This is a genomic window from Amycolatopsis sp. NPDC004079, from assembly GCF_040610415.1.
Classification (GTDB): Bacteria; Actinomycetota; Actinomycetes; order Mycobacteriales; family Pseudonocardiaceae; genus Amycolatopsis; species Amycolatopsis halotolerans.
In genome coordinates this window covers 92,212-112,308 of sequence record NZ_JBEXMH010000026.1, presented here as the reverse complement: position 1 = coordinate 112,308, position 20,097 = coordinate 92,212, and the positions used below count along the sequence as shown (strand labels likewise).

19 protein-coding genes are annotated in these 20,097 nt (G+C 70.4%); 9 read left to right on the top strand and 10 right to left on the bottom strand.

Going from position 1 to position 20,097, the window contains the following annotated elements; translation table 11 throughout:
• Nucleotides 1-246: 246 nt before the first annotated feature.
• On the bottom strand, nt 247-729 hold the full coding sequence (locus ABZX37_RS25820; RefSeq protein WP_182894010.1) for a DUF5130 family protein: 483 nt from the start codon (nt 727-729) through the stop codon (nt 247-249).
• Complete coding sequence (locus ABZX37_RS25815) at nt 716-970, bottom strand: hypothetical protein (RefSeq protein WP_037814055.1); 255 nt, start codon at nt 968-970, stop codon at nt 716-718. The genes ABZX37_RS25820 and ABZX37_RS25815 overlap by 14 nt, the downstream gene beginning before the upstream one ends.
• Before the next feature lie 285 nt (nt 971-1,255).
• On the opposite strand from ABZX37_RS25815, the gene ABZX37_RS25810 reads away from it, so the two are divergent.
• On the top strand, nt 1,256-1,681 hold the full coding sequence (locus tag ABZX37_RS25810; protein ID WP_354743619.1) for a hypothetical protein: 426 nt from the start codon (nt 1,256-1,258) through the stop codon (nt 1,679-1,681).
• 108 nt (nt 1,682-1,789) lie between these two features.
• Here the strand turns inward: ABZX37_RS25810 and ABZX37_RS25805 are convergent, their stop codons facing one another.
• A complete protein-coding gene (locus ABZX37_RS25805) occupies nt 1,790-2,242 on the bottom strand; it encodes an HNH endonuclease (RefSeq protein ID WP_050788293.1) in 453 nt (150 codons plus the stop codon).
• A gap of 411 nt (nt 2,243-2,653) precedes the next feature.
• Here ABZX37_RS25805 and ABZX37_RS25800 point away from each other — a divergent pair, with 411 nt between their 5' ends.
• The 3 genes from ABZX37_RS25800 to ABZX37_RS25790 are packed head-to-tail and all read left to right on the top strand — an operon-like array spanning nt 2,654 to nt 5,656.
• Complete coding sequence (locus tag ABZX37_RS25800) at nt 2,654-3,655, top strand: mechanosensitive ion channel family protein (RefSeq protein ID WP_354743617.1); 1,002 nt, start codon at nt 2,654-2,656, stop codon at nt 3,653-3,655.
• 19 nt (nt 3,656-3,674) lie between these two features.
• Nucleotides 3,675-4,070, top strand: coding sequence for a globin (locus ABZX37_RS25795; protein ID WP_354743615.1), 396 nt, complete (start codon nt 3,675-3,677; stop codon nt 4,068-4,070).
• Complete coding sequence (locus ABZX37_RS25790; protein WP_354743613.1) at nt 4,070-5,656, top strand: glycoside hydrolase family 13 protein; 1,587 nt, start codon at nt 4,070-4,072, stop codon at nt 5,654-5,656. Before ABZX37_RS25795 ends, ABZX37_RS25790 begins: the two co-directional genes overlap by 1 nt.
• 116 nt (nt 5,657-5,772) lie before the next feature.
• Here the strand turns inward: ABZX37_RS25790 and ABZX37_RS25785 are convergent, their stop codons facing one another.
• The gene (locus tag ABZX37_RS25785) at nt 5,773-5,961 is read right to left on the bottom strand and encodes a hypothetical protein (RefSeq protein WP_354743611.1); all 189 of its coding nucleotides are present in this window, start codon (nt 5,959-5,961) and stop codon (nt 5,773-5,775) included.
• Nucleotides 5,962-6,348: 387 nt separating this feature from the next.
• Between ABZX37_RS25785 and ABZX37_RS25780 the strand changes: the two genes are divergently transcribed.
• Nucleotides 6,349-6,552, top strand: a complete 204-nt coding sequence (locus tag ABZX37_RS25780) for a cold-shock protein (RefSeq protein ID WP_037814060.1) — start codon at nt 6,349-6,351, stop codon at nt 6,550-6,552.
• A gap of 396 nt (nt 6,553-6,948) precedes the next feature.
• On the top strand, nt 6,949-7,845 hold the full coding sequence (locus ABZX37_RS25775) for an acyl-CoA desaturase (protein ID WP_354743609.1): 897 nt from the start codon (nt 6,949-6,951) through the stop codon (nt 7,843-7,845).
• Between the two features lie 80 nt (nt 7,846-7,925).
• Here ABZX37_RS25775 and ABZX37_RS25770 read toward each other — a convergent pair whose 3' ends face one another.
• The 6 genes from ABZX37_RS25770 to ABZX37_RS25745 form a co-directional block, all read right to left on the bottom strand.
• A complete protein-coding gene (locus tag ABZX37_RS25770; protein ID WP_354743607.1) occupies nt 7,926-8,372 on the bottom strand; it encodes a DUF6292 family protein in 447 nt (148 codons plus the stop codon).
• Between the two features lie 305 nt (nt 8,373-8,677).
• Nucleotides 8,678-8,935 (bottom strand): hypothetical protein, encoded by a 258-nt coding sequence (locus tag ABZX37_RS25765; protein WP_354743605.1) that lies wholly within the window; start codon nt 8,933-8,935, stop codon nt 8,678-8,680.
• A gap of 46 nt (nt 8,936-8,981) precedes the next feature.
• The gene (locus ABZX37_RS25760; protein WP_354743603.1) at nt 8,982-9,617 is read right to left on the bottom strand and encodes a hypothetical protein; all 636 of its coding nucleotides are present in this window, start codon (nt 9,615-9,617) and stop codon (nt 8,982-8,984) included.
• The gene (locus tag ABZX37_RS25755) at nt 9,610-10,032 is read right to left on the bottom strand and encodes a thioesterase family protein (protein ID WP_354743601.1); all 423 of its coding nucleotides are present in this window, start codon (nt 10,030-10,032) and stop codon (nt 9,610-9,612) included. Before ABZX37_RS25755 ends, ABZX37_RS25760 begins: the two co-directional genes overlap by 8 nt.
• Nucleotides 10,029-15,011 carry an NAD-glutamate dehydrogenase gene (locus ABZX37_RS25750; RefSeq protein ID WP_354743599.1) on the bottom strand — a complete coding sequence of 1,661 codons (4,983 nt, stop codon included), beginning with the start codon at nt 15,009-15,011 and terminating at the stop codon, nt 10,029-10,031. Before ABZX37_RS25750 ends, ABZX37_RS25755 begins: the two co-directional genes overlap by 4 nt.
• A 793-nt stretch (nt 15,012-15,804) precedes the next feature.
• A complete protein-coding gene (locus ABZX37_RS25745; RefSeq protein WP_354743597.1) occupies nt 15,805-17,085 on the bottom strand; it encodes an aspartate aminotransferase family protein in 1,281 nt (426 codons plus the stop codon).
• Nucleotides 17,086-17,237: 152 nt separating this feature from the next.
• Between ABZX37_RS25745 and serS the strand changes: the two genes are divergently transcribed.
• The 3 genes from serS to ABZX37_RS25730 all read left to right on the top strand — a co-directional run bounded on the left by serS (nt 17,238) and on the right by ABZX37_RS25730 (nt 20,079).
• Nucleotides 17,238-18,506 carry a serine--tRNA ligase gene (gene serS, locus ABZX37_RS25740; protein WP_354743595.1) on the top strand — a complete coding sequence of 423 codons (1,269 nt, stop codon included), beginning with the start codon at nt 17,238-17,240 and terminating at the stop codon, nt 18,504-18,506.
• 26 nt (nt 18,507-18,532) lie between these two features.
• Nucleotides 18,533-19,012, top strand: a complete 480-nt coding sequence (locus ABZX37_RS25735; protein WP_354743593.1) for a hypothetical protein — start codon at nt 18,533-18,535, stop codon at nt 19,010-19,012.
• A gap of 65 nt (nt 19,013-19,077) precedes the next feature.
• Nucleotides 19,078-20,079, top strand: coding sequence for a DUF3558 family protein (locus ABZX37_RS25730; protein ID WP_354743591.1), 1,002 nt, complete (start codon nt 19,078-19,080; stop codon nt 20,077-20,079).
• Nucleotides 20,080-20,097: the final 18 nt, after the last annotated feature.

Sequence of the window (20,097 nt, the reverse complement as noted above, 5' to 3'; positions counted from 1 at the left end):
GGTGCGTCAGACGCACCGAACGCCACATTGGGGCGCATCCCGGCGCGCGCTGGGCGGGCGGGCCGTGAAGGGCTCCTTGCGGGAATCTAATTCCGTGAAGGGGCCCCTCACGGACCGTCGAAAGGTCGTGAGGGGAACCCTGAGGGACTCAGAGTCCGTGAAGGTGGCCCTCACGGACTTGCCTGAGCCGGAACGTAGAAAGAGCCGCCCCGCTCGGCGCGGGACGGCTCTTCGAAGTGTTCGGGGTTAGTGCTTCGGAGCGGGGCCTGCTTGGTCGCTCAGCATGCGCAGGGCGTTGACCAGGCCGCCGGTGAGGTCGCCTTCCTTGAAGGAGGCCACCATGCTCGCCACGGCCAGGTTCGCGCCCCGGTCGGGCAGGCGCGAGTGGGCGCGTTCGCCGGTGACGATCTCGATCGCGCGCTGGGCGGGCGAAACGCCGAGGAGCACCGCGTTCGAGGGGTCGTCGGTGGCGGCGTGCAGCTTTTCCGCGCCGGCGCGGGTGTCTTCGCCCAGATCGCCGAGGTAGATGCTGAAGCCGAGGCCGGTTTCGCGGGTCGCGAAGGTCAGGGCCTCGTCCAGGCGCGCGAGCTGCTGCACCGTGAACGGGCTCGTCGGGGCCGCGGGCTCGTACATCTTCGCTGCGGACAGGCGGCCGCTGTTGGTGATGACCTCGCCGAAGGCCAGGTCCTTCTCCGCGACCGCGGTCTGGGTCACTTCACCACTTGCCACGAGCGCCTCCTGCGGCCGTCGAAGCGCCCGCGGGCGCCGCATTCACGTCAACCGCCGGGCCGTGGCCGGCTCCTACGCCGTCCGGGTTGGCGGTCCACCACATCGCGGGGTACTCCCACGGCTGCCCCGGCCGGTACCGCGGCGTCCCCGAGAACTTCTTCCGCAAGGTCGCGGCGCCGACCACGAAGTAAATGGCCCCGGGGATGACCGCGTAGACCAGGATCGTCTCGACAACGTTCACGCCGGTGAGCGTATCGGATGCCTTCCGGAGCCACCGCGCGACACCGCGAGCGGCCGTGACCGTTCGTCGTCGCTGAGGCGCCGTCCGCCGCTTGGCCCGCCGTCGCTGGAACGTTGGGGCGAAGGGCTGCGGGCCGAAAGATGGCAACTCGCCGTACAGGCGGCCGTACCGGGCGATACCGGCTTGTCGGAACCTTGAAATCCTCGTAGCTTTTTCACCTGTACGGGCCTTGCGCCCGCCTCCCCCGCCCCAGCCCGTTACGCACCGGTTCCAGGAGGACACCTCATGCAGAGCGTCCAGCCCCCCGCTCAGGCGATCGCCGAGACCATTTCGTCACCCAGCGAGACCGGATTCGTGCCCGGAACGCGGGTCACGTCCGGCACCAGGGTTACGCGGGGCACTCGGGTCACCCGCGGAACCCGGGTCACCGCGGGCACTCGCGTGACAATGGGTACCCGGGTCACCATGGGAACTCGAGTCACCAGGGGCACCCGCGTCACCCGCGGGACCCGCGTCACGGCCGGAACTCGCGTCACGATGGGCACCCGCGTCACGCGCGGGACCCGGGTCACGCGCGGCACTCGCGTCACGGCAGGCACCCGCGTCACCTGCGGCACGCGGGTCACGCGCGGCACTCGCGTCACGCGCGGCACCCGGGTCACGATGGGCACCCGCGTCACCTGCCAGGCCGACTACAGCCTCGCCGCCTGAGCAAACAGGCGCGGCCAGCACCGGATCAGGGACGTCGAGCACGATCCATCGGCTCGCCCCGGCCGCCGCACAGGCAGCCGGGGCGCCGACGTGTCCAGGTCCAGGCGGCTAGGCCGCCGACCCGAGATACGGCCGCCACAGCGGATCGGCCTCTTTGGAATGCGCCAGCAGCCGCCAGTGCGGGCCGTGCGGAGCGCGCGGCACCACGCGCAGGCGCCAGCCGATCTCCGACAGCAGCCGATCCGCCTTGCGGTGGTTGCATTTCGCGCAGCAGGCGACGCAGTTGGTCCAGCTGTGCGGACCGCCCTTGCTGCGCGGGACGACGTGGTCGATCGTCTCGGCCCGGCCGCCGCAGTAGGCGCAGCGGTGCCGGTCTCGGTGCATCAGCCCGGCCCGGGTGAGCGGCACCTGCGCCCGGTAGGGCACCCGCACGTACGTGCTGAGCCGGATCACCGAGGGAACGGGCAGCGACACCGTCGCGGCGTGCAGTTCGACGCCGCCCGGATCGCCGTGGACGACCTCCGCCTTTCCGCACATGACGAGCACCACCGCGCGCCGCATGGGCACCGCGGTCAGCGGCTCGAAAGTGGCGTTGAGCAGGAGGACCCGGCGCCGCCCCCATGCCGGGGCGACCGGATCGCGGGCTCTACGCTGTCCGGGCGGACGGGAAGCTCCCCCTGGACGGGTCCCTGGCCCGGACGGGACGGAGCCGCCGGATGCGGACCCTCCCGGGCAGGCACGCAGGATCGCCTCCGGCGGCAGCTCGGCCATGGCTTGGCCGGCGCCGCCGAGGGGGACGGGTTGTCGGTCTGGCACTCGACCACCTCCACCGGTGCAGGCATAGTCGACCACACATCAGGGCCCCGGCGCACGCGTGTTCTGTGACGTGTCACATACCCGCGATCCCGCGGCCACCCCGCGGCCGCCTGCGCGCCGCCGGGGCGAAGAAACGAGAAGGGACAATCTCCACCAGTGAATGCCGTGCTCAGCGCTCCACCCGCCTGCATCTCCGAGACCGGGTCTTGGTGCGCCCAGGTCTATTCGGTCACGCACAACGAGTGGCTCGCCGCGTCGGCGGGCTGGCTCCTCACGAAGCCGCTGAAGATCATCATGATCCTCGTCATCGCCTTCCTGGTGCGATATCTCACCAAGCGGCTGATCGACCGGGTCACCACGCTTCCGGCCTCGGGCAGCGGCGGCAAGATCCCGGCGCTGTTGAGACCGCTGCGCGAACGCGCGCCGGACATGCTCGGCACCGCGGTGACCGAACGCCGCAGGCAGCGCGCCAAGACGATCGGCTCGGTGCTGAAGTCCGGCTCCACGTTCCTGATCTACGGCCTCGCGTTCATCCTCGTGCTGGGCGAACTGGGCATCGACCTGGCCCCGATCATCGCGTCCGCCGGGATCGTCGGCGTCGCGCTCGGGTTCGGCGCGCAGAACCTGGTCAAGGACTTCCTTTCCGGGATGTTCATGATGATCGAGGACCAGTACGGCGTCGGCGACGTCGTGGACATCGGCGAGGCGACCGGCACCGTCGAGGCGGTCGGCCTGCGCATCACCACGCTGCGCGACCTGAAGGGCACCGTCTGGTACGTCCGCAACGGCGAGGTGCTGCGCGTCGGCAACTCCAGCCAGGGCTTCGCCTACGCCGTGGTGGACGTCCCGCTGAGCTACTCCGCGGACGTCGACAAGGCGACCGAGGTGCTCAGCGGCGCGGCCACGAAGGCGGTCGAATCGGACGCGCTCTCGGCGAACGTGCTGGAGCCGCCGGAGCTGCTCGGCGTCGAACAGGTCACGCCGGAGGGAATCCTGTTGCGCCTGACGGTCAAGGTGCGACCGGGCAAGCAGTGGGCGGTGCAGCGGAAGCTGCGCGGGCAGCTGCTCGGCGCGCTCGAAGAGGCCGGTTTCGAACCGCCGCTCGGCCGGCTCCTGTCGTCCATGCAGGACAAGCAGTCGGGCGCGCAGCGCAGCTGAGGCAGGGCAAGATGGAGGTGTGTCTGTGAGCGAGCCGGAACCGGCGAACCTGTACGAGGCGGTGGGCGGCGAACCGACCTTCCGCCGGATCATCAAGCGGTTCTACGAGGAAGTGGCCCGCGACGAGGTGCTGCGCCCGCTCTACCCGGAGGAGGACCTCGGCCCGGCGGAGGAGCGGTTCCGGCTGTTCCTCATCCAGTACTGGGGCGGTCCGCACACCTACTCCGACCAGCGCGGCCACCCCCGCCTGCGGATGCGGCACGCGCCGTTCAAGATCGGCCCGATCGAACGCGACGCGTGGCTGCGCTGCATCCGGATCGCGATCGACGAGGAGAACCTCCCCGAACCGTACCTCGGCCAGCTGTGGGCGTACCTGGAAATGGCCGCGCACAGCATGATGAACAGCTTCGTCTGATGAGACGCAAGGTCGCGGGACGGCGGCCGGACCGCCCGCGGCCGTCGTGGTGGTCGGACGCGGTGTTCTACGAGATCTACGTGCGGTCGTTCGCCGATTCGGGCGAGGACGGCATCGGCGATCTCGAGGGCATCCGCAGCAAGCTCGGCTACCTGGAGCTGCTGGGCGTCGACGCGCTGTGGCTGACGCCGTTCTACCCGTCGCCGATGGCCGATCACGGCTACGACGTGGCGGACCCGCGCGGCGTCGACCCGATGTTCGGCACCCTCGGCGACTTCGACGTGCTGCTCACCGAGGCGCACCGGCGCGGCATCCGGGTCACCGTCGACGTGGTGCCCAACCACACGAGCAACCAGCACGCGTGGTTCAAGTCCGCGCTGGCCGCCGGACCGGGCAGCCCGGAGCGGGAGCGCTACCACTTCCGCGCCGGCCGCGGTCCCGGCGGGGCCGAACCGCCCAACAACTGGGTCAGCGTGTTCGGCGGCCCGGCGTGGACGCGGGTGCCGGACGGGCAGTGGTACCTGCACCTGTTCGCGCCGCAGCAGCCGGACCTGAACTGGGCCAACCCGGACGTCCGCGCCGACCTCGAACGCACCCTGCGGTTCTGGCTCGACCGGGGCGTCGACGGGTTCCGGATCGACGTCGCGCACGGGATGGCCAAGCCCGCCGGACTGCCCGACATGGATCCCGGCACGCCCGCGCACGGCGGCGGCGCGCTCGGCGATCCGCGGTTCGACGACGACGGCGTGCACGAGGTGCACCAGCTGATCCGCAAGGTGCTCGACGAATACCCGGACGCGATGGCCGTCGGCGAGATCTGGGTGCAGGACGAGGAACGGCTGGCGCGCTACCTGCGGCCGGAAGAACTTCATCTGGCGTTCAACTTCCGCCTGGTGCTCACGCATTTCGACGCGGACGCGATGCGCACGTCGATCGAACGTTCGCTGGCGGTGCCGCGCGCGGCGGGCGCCCCGGCGACCTGGACGCTGTCCAACCACGACGTCTGGCGCGCGGCGAGCCGCTACGGCGGCGGCGCGGCCGGGGTCCGCCGGGCGCGCGCGATGGCGCTGGTGGAACTCGCCCTGCCCGGCGCGGTGTACCTGTACCAGGGCGAAGAGCTGGGCCTGCCGAACGCCGAGCTGCCGCTGGAGGCGATGACCGACCCGCGCGCCCGCTCACAGGGCCCGGAGTTCAGCCGCGACGGGGAGCGCGTGCCGCTGCCTTGGGAGGGCACGCTCCCGCCGTACGGGTTTTCGCGCACCGCGCAGACCTGGCTGCCGATGCCCGCGGACTGGGCTCCGCTCACCGTGGAACGGCAGCTCGAAGACCCGGAATCGACGCTGTCGCTGTACCGGCGCGCGGTGGAGCTGCGGAAACACCATCCGGCGTTCCGCGGCGGCGACGAACTGGAGTGGTACGGCGCACCCGCGGGCTGCTTCGCGTTCCGTCGCGGCCGGGGCGGGTTGGTCTGCGCGCTGAACACCTCGGCCAGCTCGATCGCCCTTCCGCCGGGCGAAGTGCTGCTGACCAGCAGCCCGCTGGTCGACGGCAGGCTCGCGCCGGACTCGGCGGCCTGGCTCGGGTAGCCCGCCGCGCTACCGTCGCGCGGGTCCGTGAGGGGAACCTTCACGGACTCTGAGTCCCTCAGGGTTCCCCTCACGACCCGCGCACGGGCGAAGATTCCAGCAGCGGCTCAGGCGGATCAGACCCGAGCGCCCGCCTCCAGGCCGAGCATGGCGAGCAATCCCCGCAGGTCGTCGACGTCGTGCGCGTGTTCGGCGACGGTGCGGGCGGCGTGTTCCTGCTGGACGCGCAGGTCTTGTTCGGCGGAGACCCGGGCGCGGGCGAATTCACTGGTTTCGGCGGACAGCGGACGTCGTTCCGAGCGCATGTCGCTCCTCGTCGAGGTGGAAGGGGCCACCGGCGGCACCGCGGGGGCAGGTCCGCCGGGGACGGCGCCGGCTCGAGCGCCGGCGCACGGTGAGACTTCTCGACGCTGCTGACGCTACTCCCCGCCCCCGACCTGCCCGCGAGCCCGTCCCCCTTCGCGCGTCGCGGCGTCCACAGTGGACCCGCGGAGCGGCAGCCCTGGTGAGACCGGCTCCGGCGTGCTTTACTGATTGCGGTCGTGTTTTGTGTTCGTGCGGTGGGTACGTCCCGCAGCCACGCTCGCAAGATGTAGCGGGCGTGGTGTTTCTCTTTTCGGAAGGCACACCGTCGGTTGCCGGCCCGGGTGTCGAGGTGGCATCCGCTGTTTAGTCCGATGGAGATAGTTTTTATGACGCAAGGCACCGTGAAGTGGTTCAACGCCGAAAAGGGCTTCGGGTTCATCAGCCCGGACGACGGCAGCGCCGACGTCTTCGTGCACTACTCGGAGATCCAGGGCAACGGGTTCCGCAGCCTTGAGGAAAACGCGCGCGTGGAGTTCGAGGTCGGCCAGGGCCAGAAGGGCCCGCAGGCCACCGGCGTCCGCGCCATCTGAGTTCCGCTGGTGTTTCCCCTGGTGCGGAAGGCTTTCCGCACCAGGGGGACCCTCGCCGGAGCGGACTTTCCGCCCACGGCAACCGATTTCGATCCACCCCCTGGTGCGCGCCGGTGAATTCACCCGGCCGCGCAAGGTCTTCCGCTTCCCGGGAACCCGGGCCGAAGATCACCCGTTGACCAGAGCAGGTCGCGACTGGCCTTGAGGCCCTCCCCTGCCTGGCCAGTTCGCAACGCACGGCGCATCCCCTGTCCGGCGGCTCCCCCCTTGCCCCGGACACCCGCCGCGGCACCGGCCTCGGCCCCGCAGAGCGCGGCGGCCGGACCAGCTCGAGTAGGAGCGTTACCCATCGACACCCAGAGCACCGTCCAGCGTCCCCCGAAACAGCCCCAGCCCATGCTCGACGGCCGCAAGACCGGCACCGAGGCATTCCTGGTGAAGCTCTTCGCCGTCGTCCCCCTCCTCGCGGTCGCCGCCGCGGTGCCGCTGGCCTGGGGCTGGGGCCTCAGCTGGCTGGACGTGGGCCTCGCCGCCGCGTTCTACTGCGTGAGCGGCCTCGGCATCACCGTCGGCTTCCACCGGTACTTCACGCACGGCGCGTTCCGCGCCCGCCGCGGGCTGCGGATCGCGCTCGCCGTCGCGGGCAGCATGGCCATGCAGGGACCGGTGATCGACTGGGTCGCCGACCACCGCCGCCACCACGCGTACTCCGACCGCGACGGCGACCCGCATTCGCCGTGGCGCTTCGGCTCGACGCCCGCCGCGCTCGCGAAGGGCTTCTGGCACGCGCACATGGGCTGGCTGTTCGGCCGCGACCGGACGAACCCGCGCCGCTTCGCCCCGGACCTGCTCGACGACGCCGACCTGAAGCGGATCGACCGGCTCTTCCCGGTGCTGACCCTCGCGACCCTGCTGGGGCCCGCGCTGCTGGGCGGGCTGATCACGATGACCTGGTGGGGCGCGCTGACCGCGTTCTTCTGGGCCGGGCTGGTCCGGGTCGCCGCGCTGCACCACGTGACCTGGTCGGTCAACTCGCTGTGCCACCTGATCGGCGAGCGCCCGTTCGAGGCGCGCGACCGTTCGGCGAACTTCTGGCCGCTGGCGATCGCGTCCTTCGGCGAGTCCTGGCACAACTCCCACCACGCCGACCCGACCGGAGCCCGGCACGGCGTCGGCCGCGGACAGCTGGACATCTCCGCGCGGCTGATCTGGATGTTCGAGAAGTTCCGCTGGGCCTCGCACGTGCGCTGGCCCCGCGCCGAACGGCTCGCCCGCAAGCTCAAGGCCGCCTGAGCCCGCCGAGGCGAGGTTCGCGGTCTGTGAGGGAATCAGAGTCCCCCGCACGGACCTCAAGTCAAGACAGCAGTGACTCCTCAGGCCCTGCGGACCCGCTCCTCGAGCCGGGTCCGCAGGTCACCGTGGCTCGACACCGCGAGCACCGGCCCCGGAGTCCCGGCCTTCTCGGCCGAGCTCACCACGTCCGCGACGAACCGGCGTACCCGTTCCGGCGCGGGTGTCACGTCGCCGCCCAGCTGGGCTACCTGCTGCGGGGACTCGGCCGGCGTCGTCTCCACCGCCACCGACCAGCCGTGCCGCATGGTCCACAGCAGCATCAGGTCCCGGCCGGGGAACCGCGGGGACCGGCCGCTCAGCGCGACGTACGCGGTGATCGTGTCGGTGACCTCGCACGACGTGCACTCCACCGAAACTCCGACCGCGGCGGCGACCTCGCGCACATAGGCGGCCAGTGCCTGCCGCAGCACCTGCGGGTCGTCGGCGGTGGGCAGGGACATCGGGCGTTCCGGGCCGGACAGGAGCATGGGTCTCCTCTTCCGCCGCCGCTTCCGCTTCGCGCAGAAAGCGAACCGGGGTCGTCGAATCGCGCGAAGGCCGGCGGTCGCGATGATCGGGGTCGCACCGGATCGGGCATCCGGCAGCTGGACCGGACTCCGACTCTACCCGCTGGGACAACCCCGGAGCCGAGATCAACCCGTCTGGCCGCCGCCCAAGTCGCTCGATTGGCCGCCGCTGTCGGCGAAATCCGCGATCGACGTCGCGATCCACGCGGTGGACAGTCCTGCTTGGACACACGGCGCGGCCTCGCCCCGGTTCCCAGAAGCCAAGATCAACCGCCGACATCGCCCGTCTGGCCGCCGTCAGCCGAGTCCGCGATCGAGGTGGCCACCCAAGCGGCGAACAACCCCGCCTGCACATAGGGCGCGGCCTCGCCGACCGCGCGCACTACCGATCGGGCACGGCCAGGCCCAGGCTCCGCCTCCGGAGCGGGATCAGCGTCCGCAGGCCGGTCGGTGCGCCACGGCGTCTCCTCGGCCCGGACCTCGGCGAGGAAGTCCGCGGTCGGGTCGCCGTCGGGTTCGGTCATCCGTTCACGATGACACCCCCAGGCGGCGCCCGCCAGCAGAGTCGCCTCAGAACAGCAACGGCAGCAACGCTTGGCGCCGCTTGAGCACCGCGCCGTAGCGGGCGTCGAGGCGCAGCCACGAATCGGTGGCGGTCACGCGGACCACGTCGCCGTCGATCGACGAATCGAACAAACCCATGCCGGACAACGCGAACAGGCACCGCATCTGGACCTTCACCTCGAGGTCTCCCCCGGTGACGGTGAGCACCGCCTGGTCCATCAGCGAAGCGGGCGGCGTGCCGTTCGGCCCGGCGTTGTCGCGGGCGAGCGCGACGCCGCGGTCAGCCAGCTCCGACACCACGCCGACCGGCAGCTCGTCGACCTTCTGCCAGCGGTCCGACACCGGAAGCTCGGCGTGCCACAGCAAATCGCGCGCCGGACCCGGGTCCATCACTTCGCCGCCCGCGACGGCGAGCGCCGCGAGCAGTTCGTTGCCGGACACCGTGACGTCCGAGGGCGTCACCGTCCCCGCCACCGCGCGGGTCGCGAGGACCTCGAACGGCGTGGCCGTCCACGCCTCGACGACGTCGTCGCCCCGGCGGCGCAGCCGGACGGCGGTCGTGCCGTCCAGCCGCACCGCGCGGGCGACGAACGCGCTCAGCGTCTCCCGGTCGCCCGGATCGGGGATCCGCAGCTCAGGCATCGGCCAGCACCCGCTTGAGGAATTCCGATTCCTCGTCGCTGAACCGGCGCGGCCGGAGCTCGACCGTGTTGTACGGGGCCAGCACGGTCTCCGCGGTGACCGCGACCGGATCGGCCGCGTCCGGGCCGGTCCGCACGACGTACCCGAGCGTCACCGTCGAGGCTTTCAGCTCGGCGAGCGTGATCTCCACGCGCACCGAGCGGCCGGGCGTCGCGACGATCGGCGCGCGGTAGTGCACGGCGAGCTTCACGACCACGACGCCCTTCGGCAGCTCGGTGAGCCCCGCGCGCTCGGCTTCGCCGAACAGCACGGGCACCCGGGCCTCTTCGAGCAGCGTCACCACGTTGGCGTGGTTGACGTGCCCGTACACGTCCATGTCCGACCATCGCGGCTGGACGTGGGAAACGAATGTCACCGCACCGTGCTCCGGATCTGGCGCGCGGCCACGGACAGCGTCGCGAGGTCGAGCCGCCCGGAACGGGTGATCTCGTCCAGCGCCACGCGCGCCCGCGAAAGCCGCGACGCGTTGGCCTTCTCCCATTGCTCGATCTGCTCGTCGACGGACAGGTCCTGGTCGCTGTGCCGCAGTGCGTCGAGCGCGATCGCGCGCAGGGAACCGTACACGTCGTCGCGCAGCGAGAGCCGGGCGAGGGCGTGCCAGCGGTTGCCGCGTTCCAGAGCGCTGATCTCGGTGAGCATCTTGTCGATGTCCAGGTGGTCCGACAGCGCGTAGTACAGCTCGGCGGTGTCGGCCGGGGTGTGCGTCGCGTCGAGCCCGACCTGCTGCTCGGCCAGCTCCGCCACCTCGACCACGTCGAGCAGGCCGTAGCTGTGCAGCAGCAGCGCGATCCGGCGGGCGAGACCGGCGGGCACGCCTTCCTCGACCATCCCGGCCGCGTCCTGCTCCACCGACTCCAGTTCGCGTCCGCGCAGCAGCTCGCCCAGCTTCGGGCCGAGCTCCGCGAGGACCGGGCCGAACCGGTTGATCTCGGCCAGCGGCGCGAGCGGCTGCGGGCGGTTGGTGAGGAACCAGCGCGCGGCCCGGTCGAGCAGCCGCCGCGTCTCCAGCACCATCCGGTCCGCGACCGCGGTCGGCACCACGTTGTCCAGCGCGTCGATCTCGGCCCACAGCTTCGGCAGGTCGTAGACGTGCGTGACCACCGCGTACGCGCGCACCGCGTCGGTGGCGGTCGCGTTCATCTCCTCCATCAGGCGGTAGACGAACGAGATGCCGCCGCCGTCGACCAGCTCGTTGGTGATCAGCGTGGTGATGATCTGGCGGCGCAGCGGGTGCTGCGTGATCGCCGCGGCGAACGGCTCCCGCAGCGGAGCCGGGAAGTACTCCGGCAGCCTGCGCGTGAACACCTCGGATTCGGGCAGGTCGGAGGCGAGCAGCTCGTCCTTGAGGTCGAGCTTCACGTGCGCGAGCAGCGTCGCCAGCTCCGGCGAGGTCAGGCCTTCGCCCGCCTTCTCCAGCGCGCGGAACTGCGACGGGCTCGGCAACGCCTCCAGCTTCCGGTCGAACGCGCCCTTCGCGACCAGCGCGGACACCTGCCGCGCGTGCACCGACACCATCGGCCCGGCGTGCGCCCGGCTGACGCCGAGCACCGCGTTCTGCCGGTAGTTGTCCGCGAGCACGAGCGAGCCGACCTCGTCGGTCATCTCGCCGAGCAGCTCGTTGCGCCGCGCGTGCTGCAGTTCGCCGCCCGCCACCAGGTGATCCAGCAGGATCTTGATGTTGACCTCGTGGTCGGAGCAGTCGACGCCGGCCGAGTTGTCGAGCGCGTCGGTGTTGATCTTGCCGCCGCTGCGGGCGAACTCGATCCGGCCGAGCTGGGTCAGGCCCAGGTTGCCGCCCTCGCCGACGACCTGCACGCGCAGCTGGTTGCCGTTGACGCGGATCGCGTCGTTGGCCTTGTCGCCCGCCGCGGCCTGGCTTTCGCTCTCGGCCTTGACGTAGGTGCCGATGCCGCCGTTCCACAGCAGTTCGACCGGGGCCAGCAGGATCGCCTGGATCAGGTCCATCGGCGCGAGCTTGGTGACGCCCTCGTCGAGGCCGAGCGCCGCGCGGACCTGCGGGGTGATCGGGATGGTCTTGGCCGAGCGCGGGTAGATCCCGCCGCCCTCGCTGATCAGCGAACGGTCGTAGTCGTCCCACGAACTGCGCGGCAGGTCGAACAGCCGACGCCGTTCCGCGAAGGTCGAAGCGGCGTCCGGGTTCGGGTCGAGGAAGACGTGCATGTGGTTGAACGCCGCGACCAGCCGGATGTGCTCGGACAGCAGCATCCCGTTGCCGAAGACGTCGCCCATCATGTCGCCGATGCCGACGACCGTGAAGTCCTCGGTCTGGGTGTCCTTGCCCAGCTCGCGGAAGTGCCGCTTCACGCTCTCCCACGCGCCCTTGGCGGTGATGCCCATGGCCTTGTGGTCGTAGCCGACCGAACCGCCGGAGGCGAACGCGTCGCCGAGCCAGAATCCGTACTGCGCCGAGACCTCGTTGGCGATGTCGGAGAACTTCGCGGTGCCCTTGTCCGCCGCGACGACCAGGTAGCTGTCGTCGGCGTCGTGGCGCACCACGTCCGGCGCGGGCACGGTCTCGCCCTCGACGCGGTTGTCGGTGAGGTCCAGCAGACCGGAGATGAACATCCGGTAGCAGGAAATGCCCTCGGTGAGCTGGGCGTCGCGGTCGACCCCGGCGTCGCCGGTGGCCCGCGGCGGACGCTTCACGACGAAGCCGCCCTTCGCGCCGACCGGCACGATCACCGCGTTCTTCACCGCCTGCGCCTTGACCAGGCCCAGGATCTCGGTGCGGAAGTCCTCCTGCCGGTCCGACCAGCGCAGGCCGCCTCGGGCGACCTCGCCGAACCGCAGGTGCACGCCCTCGACGCGCGGCGAGTACACGAAGATCTCGTACTTCGGGCGCGGCTCGGGCAGCTCCGGCACGCCGCTCGGGTCGAGCTTGAGCGCCAGGTACGGCCGAGGGTTCCCGTTGGCGTCGCGCACGTGGTAGTTCGTGCGCAGGGTCGCGTTGATGACCGCGAGCAGCCGGCGCAGGATCCGGTCCTCGTCGAGGCTCGTGACCTCGTCGACCATCGAGGAGATCTCGGCGGTCAGCGATTCCGCGTGCGTCTTCCGGTCCACATCGGACAGTTGCGGATCGCAGCGGGTTTCGAAGAGCCGCAACAGTTTCGTCGAGACCTCGGTGTGCTTGACGAGCGTGTTCTGGATGTAGGCCTGGGAGAACGGGCTGCGCGCCTGCTGCAGGTACCGCGAGTAGGCCCGCAGCACCGCCGCCTGGCGCCAGGTCAGCCCGGCGCGCAGCACGAGCGCGTTGAGGCCGTCGACCTCCGCCTCGCCCTGCCACGCCGCGTGGAACGCGTCCTGGAACCGCTCGCGCAGCTCGTGCGCGGCCGTTTCGTCGGCGTTTTCGAGGCCCTTCTTGTCCACGCGCAGGCCGAAGTCGTAGATCCAGCTGGCCCCGCCGTCCTCGCGGAACAGCTCGTACGGCCGCTCGTCCACCACCTCGACGCCCATCGCCTGCAGCACCGGCAGCACCTTGGACAGGGTGACGCCCTCGCCGCGCAGGTAGAGCTTGAACCGCCGCTCGCCGGGTTCGGCGTCCGCGGGCAGGTAGAACGACAGCGCGAGGTCGCCCTCGTCCGCGAGGGTGTCGAGCTTGGCCAGGTCGGCCAGCGCCTCCTCGGCGGTGAAATCTTCCTTGTACGCCTCGGGGAACACCGCGCCGAAGCGCTGCCCGCGGTCGACCGCGGACTCCTCGCCCATCATGCCGATCGGGCCGCCGTCGCCGGCGCGCTCGCGGCGTTCGGCGATGATCGCCTCGACCAGCCGGTCGTCCCAGCTGCGCACGACGGTGTTGAGCCGCTCCTGGATCCGCAGCGTGTCCGGCTCGACCGCGTTCGACGGGTCGGTGTGCACCATGAAGTGCACCTGTGCGAGCAGCGTCTCGCCGACGCGCGCGCTGTACTCCAGTTGCGTGCCTTCGAGTTCTTCCAGCAGCACTTCCTGCATCGCCAGCCGCGAGCGCGTGGTGTAGCGGTCGCGCGGCAGGTAGACGAGGCAGGAGTAGAAGCGGCCGTACGGGTCGCGGCGCAGGAACAACCGCAGCCTGCGGCGGTCCGAAAGCGTGATCGCGCCGGTGGTGGTGGAGTACAGCGAATCGGTGTCCGCGGAGAACAGGTCCGCGCGCGGCCAGTTCTGCAGGACCTCCAGCATCCGCTGGCCGGAGAACGACTCCATCGGGAACCCGGCGCGGTGGATCACCGCGCGCACGCGCTGGCCGACCACCGGGATGTCGAGCACGTTCTCGTGCAGCGCGGTGGTGGTGAACATGCCGAGGAACCGGTGCTCGCCGGTGACCTTGCCGTGTTCGTCGAACGTCTTCACGCCGACGTAATACGGATAAACCGGACGGTGCACCGTGCTCGGCGCGCTGGCCTGGGTGAGCACGAGCAGCGACGGCGCGAGCGCGTCGACCGAGCTGTCCGGACCCGCGGTGAGGCTGCGCGCGGCCAGGCTGTCCTGGCGCAGCACGCCCAGGCCGGACGCGAGAACCGCGCGCAGGGCGGGCTCGTCGCTGTCCGGCTGCGGGCTGTCGACCAGCTCGTACTTGCGGTAGCCGAGGAAGGTGAAGTGGCCGTCGGCGAGCCAGCGCAGCAAGCGCGCGCCCTCGACGACCTCGCCCCCGCCGCCGGGCAGCTTCGGCGGGTTCTGTTCGAGGGTTTCCGCGAGCGAGCAGGCGGTCTGCGCCATCTTGTCGGCGTCCTCGACGACCTCGCGCACGTCGCCGAGCACCGACGACAGCCGGTTGTCCAGCTCGCGCGCCCGCTGCGGGTCGGTGACGAGGTCGATTTCCACCAGCATCCACGACTCCGCGGACGCGCCGGCGGGCGGATCGGCCGGGTCGGCGTCGAGGTGCAGGCCCTCCAGCTCGCCGGTCAGGCCGCGGCTCACCACGACGATCGGGTGCACGATGCGCTGCACCTGCACGCCGTCGCGGGCGAACTCCGCGGTGACGCTGTCCACCAGGTAGGGCATGTCGTCGGTGACGACCTGCACGACAGTCGCGTCGCGCGTCCAGCCGTCCTCGGCGGTGGTCGGGTTCAGCAGGCGGACCGCCGGGCGTCCGGGCATGCGCTTGTCCGCCAGCTGCAGGTGCGAACGCACCGCGCCGACGAGCGCGACCGGATCGTCGCCGACGATCTCGTCGGCCGGGATGTGCCGGTAGTACAAGCGGATCAGATCCGCGATCTCCGGCGCCTGCGCCGCGGCGGTGTCGATCAGCTCGTCCCGGATCTGTTCCGGGCTGGCCGTGCGGCGGGCGGCGCCGGCTTCGGTGCCGACATCGGGCGGGGACGAGACTCCCGTCGAGCTCATTGAGCAACTCTCCAGTGTGCGAGACCGAGATGCGTCCGTCACCACAACGTGCCGGACATCCCTCACCCTAATCCGCCCCGAGGCGCCCCCGTGCGCGGCTGGGAAAGACTTAAGGTTCGTTTCCGGGGTCCCCGGCGGCGGCGTCGCGCGGGATCGGTTCAGCTACCGACGGGTTCGGCGCGGGCGGCTTTCGGCAAAAGGCTTGGCACGAGGCCGGAGGACGTGTTTCGGCGGCGCGGCGGTGGCTTCGGGATCGGTTCAGTGCTCGTATCGCCCGCGGCGGGAACGGAAAAGGTTGCCTCCCCCTCCTGCGAGAATTCCCACCCGTACGGGCTAATTCTTCCGTTGCGGAGGACGGAGGCCGGTGGGCTGGGAGGAGCAACCGGGTTTCCAGGATGGGGCAAGTCCGGGGCGCGCGCAGATCGGCGGGTCCGGGTGGCTTGTGCCGCATGATCTCGGCGCGTCCAGCCAGTGACTGGGAAAACCGCTTGGCACAGCGCGAAAATCGGCGGGCGACCGAAGCCGGGGCGGGCCGCATGTGCTCACCTCCGCGGAAGTCCGTGAGGGGAACCCTGCGGGATTCTGATTCCCTCAGGGTTCCCCTCACGGACCTTTCGCGACAACAGAGCCACGCACCCGCCTCGCCAGCCGGTGCACCCCACATGCCTGGCCCAGCACCGCCGCGCACCGCACTACTGAGAAACCCCAATGTGGCGTTGGGTGCGTGTGGCGCACCGAATGCCACATTGGGTGCATGTGACGCACCCAATGTGGCATTGGGGCGCAAGCAGGGTCAGGACAGGGCGGCGAGGGAGTCGAGCAGGATTTGCAGGCCTTCGCCTGCTTCGGCTTCGGTGAGGGTCATGGGCGGTCCGATGCGCAGGACGTTTTTGTGCAGGCCGCCCTTTCCGATGAGCAGGCCGCGCTTTTTTGTTTCTTCCAGCATTTGTTTCGCGGCGACGGTATTCGGCGTCGTGGTGCCGGGTTCGATCAGTTCGACGCCGATCATCAAACCCTTGCCGCGTACCTCGCCGACAAAGGGGCTGTTCGCCGCGCGCAGGCCCCGCATCAGCTGGTCGCCGCGGGCTTTGCAGTTCGCTTGCAGGTCGTGGTCGTCGATGTAGTCCAGGACGGCCAGCGCGCCCTGCATGGACACCGGGTTGCCGCCGAAGGTCGAGAAGGACTCTGCTGTGAAGCAGTCCATGACGTCGCCTCGGGCGACCACGCCGCCTACTGCCAGGCCGTTCCCCAGGCCCTTCGCGAAGGTCATCATGTCCGGCACCACGTCGTGGGCCTGGATGCCCCAGTAGTGGTCGCCGGTGCGGCCCCAGCCGGTCTGGACCTCGTCGGAGACGAACAGGATGCCGTGGTCGTCCAGGACTTCCTTCATCGCCTTGAACAGGCCGTCCGGCGGGGAGCTGAAGCCGCCGACGCCCTGGATCGGCTCGGCGATCAGGCAGGCGACATCGCCCGCGGTGGCGGTCTCCAGGAGTTCGACCAGGTCGGCGACGCAGGCGTCGATGTAGGCCGCGTCGGGGAGGTCCCGGAAGGGGCTGCGGTAGCGGTAACCGCCGTGGACGTAGTTCACCTTGATCGGGCTCAGGGACGACGCGGACCAGCCGCGGTTGCCGGTGATCGCGACCGTGCCGAACGAACGGCCGTGATAGGAGTTCCGCATCGCCAGTACCTGGTTGCTGCGGCGGTACTGGGTGGCGAGCATCAGCGCGGTGTCGTTGGCCTCGCTGCCGGAGTTGGTGAAGAACACCTTGGCGTCCGGGATGCCGGACCGTTCCGCGATCCGCTCGGCCAGCTCCACCTGCGAGCGGATCAGGTACAGCGTCGAGGTGTGCAGGACGCCGGTGTCCAGTTGCTTGCGGACGGCGTCGCTGATCGCGGAGATGTCGTAGCCCATGGCGTTGGTGAGCACGCCGGCGAAGAAGTCGAGGTAGGTGCGGCCGGCGGAATCGGTGAGACGGCGATCCTGCGCGTGCACGATTTCGATCGGCTCGTCGTACAGCAGGGACATCCAGGACGGGAGCACCGCGCGGTGGCGCGAGAGCAGGTCGTCGGTCATGTGAGTTCCCTCCGCTCCGGGTTCTAGCGAGTATGGGGAGCGCGGGAAACGGGCGACAACGATCAGACTGTCGGGTTGTCTTCGGGGCGCCGCACAGTGTGTACGGGAAACCGCGTCGAAGTCGTGGCTGGCCTGCGACTACCCTTCGGTGCGTGATTGACCCCAGGACTCTGCGCGAAGACCCGGAAGCCGTGCGCGCGTCGCAGCGTGCCCGTGGCGAGGACGAGGGAGTGGTCGACAAGCTGCTCGACCTCGACACGCGCCGCCGCTCTGCGATCGCCACCGCCGACAAGCTGCGGGCCGAGCAGAAGTCCGTGTCCAAGCAGGTGCCGAAGGCCTCCCCGGAGGAGAAGCCCGCCCTGCTCGCCCGTGCCAAGGACCTGTCGGCGCAGGTCAAGGCCGCTGAGATCGAGCAGAACGAGGCCTCGGAGGAGTTCGACCAGCTCTTCCGCATCCTGCCGAACCTGGTGCACCCGGACGCGCCGATCGGCGGCGAGGACGACTTCGAGGTGCTGAAGACCGTCGGCGAGGTGCCGTCGTTCGACTTCGCCCCGCGCGACCACCTCGAGCTGATGGAAGGCCTCGGCGCGCTCGACATGGAGCGCGGCGCGAAGGTGTCGGGCTCGCGGTTCTACTTCCTCTCCGGCGTCGGCGCGCAGCTGCAGCTGGCTCTGCTGAACATGGCCGTGGCGCGCGCGATGGCGAACGGCTTCACGCCGATGATCACGCCGTCGCTGGTCCGCCCGGAGATCATGGCGGGCACCGGCTTCCTCGGCGCGCACTCGTCGGAGGTGTACCGGCTGCGCGACGACGACCTGTACCTCGTCGGCACGTCGGAGGTCCCGCTCGCGGGTTACCACTCGGACGAGATCCTCGACCTCGGCGCCGGTCCGCGCCGCTACGCCGGCTGGTCGTCCTGCTACCGCCGCGAGGCCGGGTCGTACGGCAAGGACACCCGCGGCATCATCCGCGTGCACCAGTTCGACAAGGTCGAGATGTTCGTCTTCGCGAAGCCCGAGGACGCCGAGTCCGAGCACGAGCGGCTGCTGGGCTGGGAAGAGGACATGCTGGCCGCGATCGAGGTCCCGTACCGGGTCATCGACACCGCGACCGGCGACCTCGGCACGTCCGCCTACCGCAAGTACGACTGCGAGGCGTGGGTCCCGACGCAGGAGACCTACCGCGAGCTGACGTCGACGTCCAACTGCACCACGTTCCAGGCCCGCCGGCTGTCGGTCCGCTACCGCGACGACAACGGCAAACCGCAGACGGCCGCCACGCTGAACGGCACGCTGGCGACCACGCGCTGGATCGTCGCGATCGTGGAGAACCACCAGCAGCCCGACGGTTCGGTCCGGGTGCCGGTGGCGCTGCGTCCGTTCCTCGGCGGGCTCGAGGTGCTGGAGCCGGTCAAGCGCTGAACTTCGCGAAGGCGAGACAACCTCAGATGGAATCCCACAGAGCCCTGGTCCCTGCTCTGCGCAAGGCGGGTCCACTGGCCACAGTGGACTACGCCTTGGCTTTCGCGGTGCTCGCGACCGCGGGCTGCCTGCTCTTCACCGCGGAGAAGGGGACGCACGCGTCGTTCCGGTTCGGGCTGATCTCGATCGGCGGCGCGGCGTTCTGCCTCGTCGTCAACGGGGTCATGCTGGTCCGGGGGAGGGACCGGCGGCCGATGTTCCGGTCCGCGGACGCGCAGTTCCTCGCGACGCTCCGCCAAGGCGCGCTGCGAATCTGGCTCTTCGGGCTGCTGCTCGCGGCGATCGGCTCCGGCGTCGTGCTGCTGGTGCCGAACTCGCATCCGCTCCGGCCGCAGGTGAGCGGAACCACGATGGCCATCGCGATCGGCGCCGCAGCAGTGGTCGTGGTGACGTCCGGGGTGTCCGCGCTCGTCGTGCGGCGCGCGGTGCCGAAGCCGCCGGGTTGATCCTTCCCGTTCCGCAGGTGCCGAACCGCACTGGTCAGTAGGGTGCGGTTCGGAGGAGGCAGCTGATGAGGTTCAAAGGAGCGGCGGTCGCCCTGGCGGCGGTCGCGATGCTGCTCGCCGGGTGCACGCAGCAGGTGAGCGGCGTGGCTTCGCCGGTGCCGGGGCAGGGGCCGGTCACGCCGGTCGTCGACCCGTGCGCGCTGCTCGACGCGAAGCAGCTCGCCGGGCTCGGCTACAAACCGCCGGGCAGGTCGGTGAAGGCCAGCAAGGCGCAGCGCGCGCCCGCGATGTGCCTGTGGACCGCGACGGATACCGAGCACACGATCGTCATGTCCGTCGGCTGGTCGGTGGACCTGAGCCTCGACGACTACCTCCAGGGCGCGATCAAGAAGGCCGACCCGGTGCAGCTCGGCGGTTTTCCGTGGACGCGCTACGCCGGGTTCATGGGCGGCAGCTGCGACCTGTACACGACGCTCGGGCCGAAGTCGTTCGCCTTCGTGAGCGTGTCCTTTTCGGACGAAGCGCAGGCGTGCGAGCGCGCGAAGAAGGTGATCCCGCAGGCGGCCGCGCATCTGCCGGGCGGGCAGCCCGCGCCGCCGATCGCGCCGAGCACCCCGCCGGAAGGCACCGCGCCGACCGGGCCGCTCGCGTCGGTCAATCCGTGTCAGCTGCTGAAGCCGGAGCAGGCGCAGCAGCTGAAGATGGCGCCGAACGGCGAACTGGACAGCTCCAAGGTCATCTCGCCGAACGTGACCTACTGCCTGTGGAAGGACACCGACGGCGACGGCGGGCAGAAGCCGTTCGAGGTCTGGGTCGGCCCGGACGTGCCGCTGAAACGCTGGCCCGGCATGGACGTCGCGCCGACCGAGCAGATCGACGCGAACGGCCGGAAGTGGTCGCTGTTCCCGAACTTCAACGATTCCGGCGGCGTGATCTGCGCGGCCGGGCTCGCGGTTTCGGACACCGCCTCGATCCAGATCGTCAGCGGGCAGCTGGCGGACAAGAACAAGGCGTGCGACGTGATCAAGGCCGGAATCCCGATGGTGTCGGGGAATCTTCCTGGCTGAACCGTCTACATGGGACGG